The following is a 209-nucleotide window of genomic DNA, read 5'->3' as shown; positions in this document are numbered from 1 at the left end:
AAAAATACCAGTTGCTTGATGTCGATTATTATTACAATGCGCTTGAAGAGTTTGGTGACTAATTCACAGCCAAGATGGGTTCTGAAGCAGTTCAAGACCTATTAAAAGACATTGATATAGATCTTGAAATTGATGAGCTACGTGAAGCGATTCCACAAACTGCTTCTGAGACTAAGCTTAAGAAGATGTCTAAGCGTCTCAAATTATTA

Annotated in this window: 1 pseudogene; it reads left to right on the top strand. The window is 36.4% G+C overall.

Annotated features, from left to right (window positions below):
- A pseudogene (locus V6252_RS13685) lies at window positions 1–209 on the top strand (hypothetical protein); the annotation flags it as partial.

The organism is Psychrobacter proteolyticus (genome assembly GCF_038155145.1).
Classification (GTDB): Bacteria; Pseudomonadota; Gammaproteobacteria; order Pseudomonadales; family Moraxellaceae; genus Psychrobacter; species Psychrobacter proteolyticus_B.
The sequence above is the reverse complement of the archived record's forward strand: the minus strand, read 5'-3'. Positions and strand labels throughout refer to the sequence as shown.